Genomic DNA, 9,722 nt, shown 5'->3' on the forward strand with positions numbered 1-9,722 from the left:
TTTGAACGAAACTTTACCGACAAACACCACTGGAATCAATCCGTCATGCTTCACGCGAAAGACGGCTTTGATCCGGAGATAACAGAAAAAACATTACATGTCCTGACGGTGCACCATGATGCGCTCCGGATGATTTATCGTGAACAAAAACCGTATTACAGAGGACTTGAGGATGTGTCTGTTGAACTGAACGTCTTTGAGCTGAACGGACCTGCTGAAGACCATGAGGACCGTATCGAAAGGGAAGCAGACCGTCTTCAAAGCAGTATTTCACTGGAAACAGGACATCTGCTGAAAGCCGGGCTCTTCCGGGCTGAAGATGGAGACCACCTTCTTCTCGCAATCCATCACTTAGTCGTGGATGGTGTATCTTGGCGGATTTTACTGGAGGACTTCACGTCCGTTTATACGCAGCTGAAGCAAGGCAATGAACCGGCGCTGCCGCCGAAAACACATTCATTCGCCGAATTTGCTGAGAGAATCAAAGAATACGCAAATACGAAGGCGTTTCTGAAAGAAGCGGATTACTGGAGAGAGCTTGAGGAAAAAGAGGTATGCACTCAGCTTCCGAAAGACAGGCAGTCTGGTGATCAGCGCATGAAACATACGAGAACGGTCAGCTTCTCTCTGACGCCTGAACAAACTGAACAGCTGACGACAAACGTACATGAAGCCTATCACACCGAAATGAACGACATCCTGCTCACGGCGCTCGGACTGGCGCTGAAAGAGTGGACGGGTGAAGACACGATCGGCGTTCATTTGGAAGGCCACGGGCGCGAAGACATTCTTGACGGCTTGAATATCACCCGGACGGTCGGATGGTTTACGAGCATGTATCCGATGATCCTTGAGATGAAGCACGCCGACGATCTTTCATATCAGCTGAAACAAATGAAAGAAGACATCAGACACATTCCGAACAAAGGAGTCGGCTACGGCATTCTGCGTTATGTAACGGCGCCCGAGCATAAAGAGAATCTTTCATTTGAGATTGATCCGGATATCAGCTTTAACTACTTAGGCCAGTTTAATGAGATGTCGGATTCCGGCTTATTTACAAGATCCGGGATGCCGTCAGGACAATCGCTGAGCCCTGACACAGAGAAGCCGAATGCGCTTGATATTGTCGGATTTATAGAAAATGGGAAGATGACGATGACGTTTGCCTATCATTCTCTCGAATTTCATGAAAAAACCATTCAATCGTTCAGTGACAGCTTTAAAGGGCACCTCTTGAAAATCATAGATCACTGCCTGGCCCAAGACGGACCTGAGCTTACGCCTAGCGATCTTGGCGATGATGATCTGACGCTTGATGAACTTGATAAATTAATGGAAATTCTCTAACAGAAAAGACAGAGGTGACATATGAGCAAAAAATCAATCCAAAAGGTGTATGCACTCACACCGATGCAGGAGGGAATGCTGTATCATGCGCTGCTTGATCCGCATTCTTCCTCCTACTTCACACAATTAGAGCTTAGGATTCACGGAAGCTTTCAGCTGGAGCTTTTTGAAAAAAGCGTCAATGAGCTGATCCGGACATATGACATCCTGCGTACGGTATTCGTGCACCAGCAGCTTCAAAAACCGCGCCAAGTCGTATTGGCGGAGCGGAAGACGAAGGTGCACTATGAAGATATTAGTCAATTAGATGAAGCGCGCCAAACCGAATATATTGAACGCTATAAACGCAGCGTGCAGCAGCAGGGCTTTCATCTGGCGAAGGATATTCTCTTTAAAGCGGCGGTGTTCAGACTCAGTGAGAAGGAGCTGTATCTCGTCTGGAGCAATCATCATATCGTCATGGACGGCTGGAGTATGGGCGTTTTGATGAAAAGCCTGTTCCAAAACTATGAAGCGCTTCGTGCCGGCCGGCCCGCCGGGGGGAGCCAGGGCAAACCTTATTCTGACTATATCAAATGGCTCGGAGGCCGGGATTATGAGGAGGCGGAACAATATTGGAGCAGCCGCCTGGCGGATTTCGAACAGCCGAGCCTGCTCCCGGGCCGTCTGGCAGCAGAAAAGAAAGACTACCAAAATGAAGAATATTCTTTTGTCTGGGATGAGGAGCTGGTCGCGCAAATTCAGCAGACCGCCAACCGGCATCAAGTCACGGGGCCTAACCTGTTTCAGGCCGTTTGGGGTGCGGTGCTCAGCAAATATAACTATACAGACGATGTGGTGTTCGGCACCGTCGTATCAGGCCGTCCTTCAGAAATCAACGGCATTGAAACGATGGCGGGGCTGTTCATCAATACGATTCCCGTCAGAATCAAGATTGACAAAGATGCAGCCTTTTCGGACGTGATGGCGGCAGTTCAGAAAAACGCCGTGGAAGCCGAGCGCTATGATTATGTGCCGCTCTATGACATTCAAAAGCGCTCCGCCCTAGACGGCAGCCTCTTGAATCATTTGGTCGCGTTTGAAAACTATCCGCTGGACAAAGAGCTGGAAAACGGGGGCATGGAGGAAAGACTCGGCTTTTCCATTAAAGTGGAACATGCTTTTGAGCAGACGAGCTTTGATTTCAATCTCATCGTGTATCCGGGAAAAACGTGGACTGTCAAAATCAAATACAACGGAGCGGCTTTCGCTTATGATGCCATCGAACGAACGGCGCACCATCTGACCCGCATGATGAAAGCCGCGGTCGGAACGCCTGACGCGCCCGTGCGGGAACTCGGCCTTGTTTCAGGTGAAGAAGAGCGGCAGATTGTTGAGGTATTCAATGATACGAAAACGGCGCTTCCGGAAGAGGAGGCCGTTCACCGTTTGTTTGAAGCACAGGCAAACCGGACGCCTGCAAGTATCGCGATAAAAGAAGCGGGACGCGAATGGACCTACCGTGAAGTGAACGAAGCGGCCAACCGCCTGGCGAGACACCTTGTGAAGAGCGGGCTGGAAAAAGGCCGGACCGCCGCTATTATGAACGACCGGTCTGCGGAAACCGTTGTAGGAATGCTTGCCGTCCTAAAAGCAGGCGGCGCATATGTGCCGATTGATCCGGCTTTTCCGGAGGACCGTCTCCGCTTTATGGCGGAAGACAGCTCGATTCGGCTCGTGCTGACAGTTCAGGCATATCAAGAACAAGCGGGCGCATTGCAAGTCCCGGTCGTCATGCTGGATGAAAGCGCGGATGAAACGGTAAGCGGAACAGACTTGAATCTCCCCGCTGGCGGCAACGACTTGGCGTATATCATGTATACATCCGGATCGACCGGCAAACCGAAAGGCGTCATGATTGAACACAGAAATATCATCAGGCTCGTCAAACATTCGAATTACGTGCCGGTTCATGAAGAAGACCGGATGGCGCAAACGGGAGCCGTCAGCTTTGATGCCGGAACCTTCGAAGTCTTCGGCGCATTGCTGAACGGAGCGTCATTGCACCCGGTGAAAAAAGAGACGCTGCTTGACGCCGGACAATTCGCCCAATTTCTGAAAGAGCAGCGGATCACGACCATGTGGCTGACGTCTCCGCTGTTTAATCAGCTTGCCCAAAAGGATGCCGGCATGTTTAACACGCTCCGGCACCTCATCATCGGCGGTGATGCACTTGTGCCGCATATCGTCAGCAAAGTGAGAAAGGCATCACCGGAGCTGTCGCTTTGGAACGGCTACGGGCCGACAGAGAATACGACGTTTTCGACGAGTTTTCTCATTGATCAGGACTACGACGGCTCGATCCCGATCGGGAAGCCGATCGGAAATTCCACTGCGTACATTATGGATGAAAACCGCAACCTCCAGCCGATCGGCGCGCCCGGTGAGCTGTGCGTCGGCGGAAGCGGAGTGGCAAGAGGCTATGTGAATCTGCCTGAATTAACGGAGAAGCAGTTTGTACGCGATCCGTTCAGACCGGATGAAATGATATACCGGACGGGGGACTTGGCGAAATGGCTTCCGGACGGCACGATCGAGTTTCTCGGCAGAATTGACAACCAAGTAAAGGTCCGCGGTTTCAGAATCGAGCTCGGTGAAATCGAGGCGAAAATCAGCCAGGCGGAGAATGTGACGGAATCTGCGGCTGTGATCCGGAAAAATAAAGCGGATGAAAATGAAATCTGCGCTTACTTTACCGCAGACCAAGCCCTTTCGCCGGAAGACCTGCGCAAAACGCTTTCGGAATCACTTCCGGAATACATGATTCCGGCGCACTTCATCCAGATGAATCAGTTTCCGCTGACGGCGAACGGAAAGATTGATAAAAAAGAGCTGCCTGAGCCTCAGGCTGAAGCCGTTCAAAAAGAATACGTAGCGCCGAAAACGGAAGCGGAGCAGAAACTCGCGGACATTTGGGAAGGCATTCTCGGTGTAAAAGCGGGTGTGACTGACAATTTCTTCACGATTGGCGGACATTCTTTAAAAGCCATGATGATGACCGCTAAAATCCAGGAGCACTTTCAAAAAGAAGTGCCGATTAAAGTGTTATTTGAAAAGCCGACCATTCAGGAGCTTGCGCATTATTTGCAGCATGAGAGCGAGGAGGAGCAGCAGTTTGAACCGATCCGACAAGCGCCTTATCAGGAGCATTATCCTGTTTCCTCAGCACAGCGCAGGATGTATATCCTTAATCAGCTCGGACAGGCCAGCACGAGCTACAACGTCCCTGCTGTACTTTTGCTGGAAGGGTCAGTAGACAAAAAGCGTCTTGAGGAGGCCATGCAGGCATTAATCAACCGTCATGAGACACTGCGTACGTCGTTTGACATGGCAGATGGAGAAGTCGTGCAGACCATTCATAAAAATGTGTCGTTTGAGCTTGAAACCGCCGAGGGCCGGGAAGAAGATGCAGAAGAGCTGACAAAAGCCTTTATCAGGCCGTTTGCGCTCAATCGTGCGCCGCTGGTCCGTTCGAAGCTGATCCGGCTTGAAGAAGACCGGCATCTTCTGCTGATTGACATGCACCACATTATTACGGACGGGAGCTCAATGGGCATTTTCATCGGTGATCTTGCGAAGCTTTATCAAGGCACGGAGCTTGAGCTGCCAAAGATTCATTATAAGGATTTTTCAATCTGGCAGCGTGAAAAAGCAAATCTCGATCAGCACGAAGCCTACTGGCTTGATACGTTCAAAGGCGATCTGCCGGTGCTGGATCTGCCGCTTGATTTCCCGCGTCCTGCCGAGCGCAGTTTTGAAGGGGAACGCGTCATCTTCGGGCTTGATAAACAGGTGACGGCGCAGATTAAGAAGCTGCTGGCTGATACGGATACGACGATGTACATGTTCTTGTTGGCCGCTTTTCAAGTGCTGCTGTCCAAATATTCGGGGCAGGAAGACATCATAGTCGGGTCTCCGGCGGCCGGAAGACAGCATCCTGATCTCCAAGACGTGCCGGGCATGTTTGTCAACACAGTTGCGCTTCGGTCGCATCCTGCCGGCAAAAAAACGTTCAAACAATTTTTGGATGAGGTGAAAACGGCGAGCCTTCAAGCTTTTGAGCATCAAAGCTATCCGCTTGAAGAATTAATTGAAAAACTGCCGTTAACGAGGGACACAAGCCGGAGTCCGCTGTTCAGCGTGTTATTTAATATGCAGAACATGGAGATCCCGGCCCTGCGGCTCGGAGATTTGGAGATTTCTTCATACTCCATGCATCATCATGTCGCTAAATTTGATCTTTCCTTAGAAGCGGCTGAACGCGGAGAAGAGGTCGGATTGAGCTTTGATTACGCGAAAGCCTTATTTGCGGACGAAACCATCCGCCGCTGGAGCGCTCATTTTGTCAATCTGATTAAAGCCTGCGCTGAAAATCCGGATATTCAGCTGTCCGACGCAAGCCTGCTGTCCGCTCCTGAACGGGAAGCGCTCCTTTCTGATGAAAAACGTACGGAAGCGGATTTGCCTGAGGGCACTTTTGTTTCGCTGTTTGAACGGCAAGCGCAAAAAACGCCTGATCTCACGGCGGTTGCGGGCGGAACAAGTCTGACATATCGTGAGCTTGATGAACGCTCGAACCGGTTTGCCCGCCACCTTCAGGCTTGCGGAACGGGCAGTGAGGACATCGTGGCCATTATGATGGATCGTTCGGCCGACTTGATTACCGCGATTCTCGGCGTCATGAAAGCCGGAGCGGCATTTCTCCCGATTGATCCGGAGACTCCTGAAGAGAGAATCCGCTACTCTCTTGAAGACAGCGGAACGAAGCTTCTGGTCGTCAATGAGAGAAACATGACCGCGGCCGCCGTTTATAAAGGAAAAACGATCGTAATGGAAGACGGAGAATGGCAGAACGAAAGCGCCGGCCGGCTTGAAACGAAGCCCGGCGCCGACCAGCTTGCCTATATCATTTATACCTCGGGAACAACGGGCAAACCGAAAGGCGTCCAGCTGGAGCACCGCAATCTAATCAATTATGTCACATGGTTCAGCCGTGAAGCCGGTTTGACTGAAGCTGACAAATCTGTGCTGCTGTCTTCTTACGCATTTGATCTCGGCTATACGGCTATATTCCCGATTCTTCAGGCGGGCGGAGAGCTGCACATTGTGCCGAAAGAGACGTACACCGCGCCTGATCAGCTTGGTGAGTATATACAGAAAAACGGCATTACGTATATGAAATTGACGCCGTCATTGTTCCATATGATCGTCAATACAGCCCGTTTTACGTCAGAACGCCGTTTCAGCCCGCTTCGTTTAGTGGTGCTCGGCGGAGAAAAGATCATCACGTCCGATGTCCGCAAGTTTCATGACGTATACGCCCATACCGACTTCATCAATCACTACGGGCCGACGGAAACGACGATCGGCGCCATTGCCGGACGGATCAATATGGAGCGCCTTGATCAATATGAGCAGCGTCCCGTCATCGGCCGCCCGATCGCGAATACCGGCGCGCTTGTATTGGACGGAGCAATGCAGCTCGTGCCTCCGGGCGCAAGCGGCGAGCTTTATATTACCGGAAAGGGGCTTGCCAGAGGATATCTTCACCGTCCGCAGCTGACGGCGGAGAAATTTCTCTCAAATCCTTTTTCACCGGACAGCCTGATGTACAAAACGGGAGATGTCGTCCGCAGGCTTTCTGACGGGACGATTGAATTTATCGGCCGTGCGGATGATCAGGTGAAAATCCGGGGCTACCGCATTGAATTAAAAGAGGTTGAAACCGTGCTGTTAAGCGTAAACGGCATTCAGGAGGCGGTCGTTCTCGCAGTCAGCGAAGGCGGGCTGCCGGAACTGTGCGCGTACTATAAAGCCGGCAGCGAGCTGAAAGGCTCTGAGCTTCGCAAACGGCTTTCCGAAACACTGCCGTCTCATATGCTCCCGGCCTATTTCGTGCAAGTAGACCGCATTCCGCTCACAGCCAACGGAAAAACCGATAAAAACGCCCTCCCGAAACCGGGCGTCAGCCAAACGGCGCAAACAGCTTCAGCCTTGCCGGAAACGGAATTGGAAGAAAAGCTGTGCCGCATTTGGAAACAGACACTCGGTACGGATACGCTCGGCATCGACGATAATTTCTTCGATTACGGCGGGCACTCTTTAAAAGGCATGATGCTCCTCGCCAATATTCAGGCTGAACTGGACAAAACGGTTCCTTTAAAAGCGCTGTTCGAACAGCCGACTGTCCGCCTGCTTGCCGCATATATCGAAAAATCAGCGGTATCTGAGGGATATCGGATGATCACGCCGGCCGACAGTGCAGACACGTACCCGTTATCATCCGCTCAAAAACGGATGTACGTCCTGAACCAGCTTGACCGGGAGACAATCAGCTATAATATGCCGTCCGTTCTTCTGATGGAAGGAGAAGTCAATATTTCAAGGCTTCAGGAAGCGCTCAATCAGATGATCAATCGCCACGAGTCTTTGCGGACGTCCTTTATCGATCAAAACGGCCGCCCGATGCAGCAGATCGCAGAACAGGCTGACATCGACCTGCACATCTTTGAAGCAGCGGACGAGGAGAAAGCGGATCTTATCATTCAGGCATTCATTAAGCCGTTTGATCTGAGCGCGGCTCCGCTCATTCGGGCCGCTCTTGTCAGACTGAACGAAAAGAAACACCTGCTGCTGATGGATATGCATCATATTATTGCCGACGGCGTATCCAGAAGCATGCTGGTCAAAGAGCTCGCTCATCTTTATAAAGGGGGAAGTCTGCCGTCGCCGAACCTGCACTATAAAGACTTCGCCGTCTGGCAGAATGAACCTGAGCAGGCCGAACGGATGAAAGACCATGAGCGTTATTGGCTCTCCGCATTTTCCGGCGAGCTTCCTGAATTGAATCTGCCGACCGATTTTCCCCGTCCGCCGGTTCAAAGTTTTAAAGGACAATACGTCCGTTTCAGAGCGGGGCGTGAAACGGAAAAAGCGGTGCGTGAATTAATGGAATCATCAGGAGCGACTCTTCATATGGTGCTTCACGCCGCGTTCCATGTCTTTTTGAGCAAAATCACGGGGCAGCGCGATATCATTATCGGCTCGGTGACCGCCGGAAGAACGAACGCCGAAGTTCAGGAAATGCCGGGGATGTTTGTCAATACGCTTGCGCTTCGCAATGAAACGCGCAAAGAGCAGACCTTCGCCGGGCTGCTCGAACGGGTGAAACAAACCAATCTCGACGCGCTGGCGCATCAGGATTATCCGTTTGAGGATCTGATCGGAAAGCTTGACCTGTCGAGAGATATGAGCCGAAATCCGTTGTTCCAAGTCATGGTGACGACAGAAGATCCGGATAAAGAAACACTGGAACTGGAGAACCTGCGCATCACTCCGTATGAGTCAAACCAAGGCACGGCGAAATTCGATCTGACACTCGGCGGATTTACGGATCAAGAAGGCCTCGGCCTTCAGTTTGAATATGCGACTGATCTGTTTAAAAAAGAAACAATTGAAAAGTGGAGCGCCGGGTTCCTGCGGATTCTGAAGCAAGCGGCAGAAAGCCCGGACAGAAAGCTGCCTGAGCTTTCACTGATCAGCGATGCTGAAAAACAAGCTCTCCTCAACGCATGGAAAGGAAAAACACTCTCTGTGCCGCAGGACAAAACGGTTCACCGTCTCTTTGAAGAAACGGCCGCCCGCTACGCGGACCGGCCGGCCGCGGCATACAACGGCGCGAAATGGACGTACGGCGAGCTGAACGCAAGGGCGAATCGCATCGCGCGCATTCTCATGGACTGCGGCGTCACGGCTGACGAGCGTGTCGGCATCCTGACGAAACCGTCCTTGGAAATGGCCGCGGGCGTACTCGGCGTCCTGAAAGCGGGCGCGGCATTTGTGCCGATTGACCCCGACTATCCGGAAGAGCGGATCAGCTACATTCTGCAGGACAGCGGCGCCAAGCTTCTTCTCACACAGGAAGCGCTGGGCGTGCCGGACAGCTACAACGGAGAAACGATCCTGCTTGACGGCGGACGCTCCATTCTGAGCCTGCCGCTTGATGAAAACGATGAAGCGAACCCGCAGACGGAAACAACGGCGGATCATCTCGCTTATATGATTTACACATCAGGAACGACCGGACAGCCGAAAGGTGTCATGGTCGAACACCATGCGCTGGTGAACCTGTGCTTCTGGCATCACGACGCATTCGCCATGACGGCGGATGATAAAAGCGCCAAATACGCGGGCTTCGGTTTTGACGCCTCCATCTGGGAGATGTTCCCGGCATGGACCATCGGCGCGGAGCTTCATGTCATTGACGAAGCGATCCGGCTGGATATCACCCGCTTAAATCACTATTTCGAAGAGCACGGCGTGACCATCACCTT

2 protein-coding genes are annotated in these 9,722 nt (G+C 51.9%); both read left to right on the forward strand.

The window, feature by feature from the left end:
• On the forward strand, positions 1-1,350 hold a 1,350-nt coding region (locus tag G9F75_RS19620), incomplete at its 5' end, for a condensation domain-containing protein (RefSeq protein ID WP_260399154.1).
• 21 nt (positions 1,351-1,371) lie between these two features.
• On the forward strand, positions 1,372-9,722 hold an 8,351-nt coding region (gene srfAB, locus G9F75_RS20370), incomplete at its 3' end, for a surfactin non-ribosomal peptide synthetase SrfAB (RefSeq protein WP_167409328.1).

It is taken from the genome of Bacillus sp. EKM208B, assembly GCF_011800725.1.
Classification (GTDB): domain Bacteria; phylum Bacillota; class Bacilli; order Bacillales; family Bacillaceae; genus Bacillus; species Bacillus velezensis.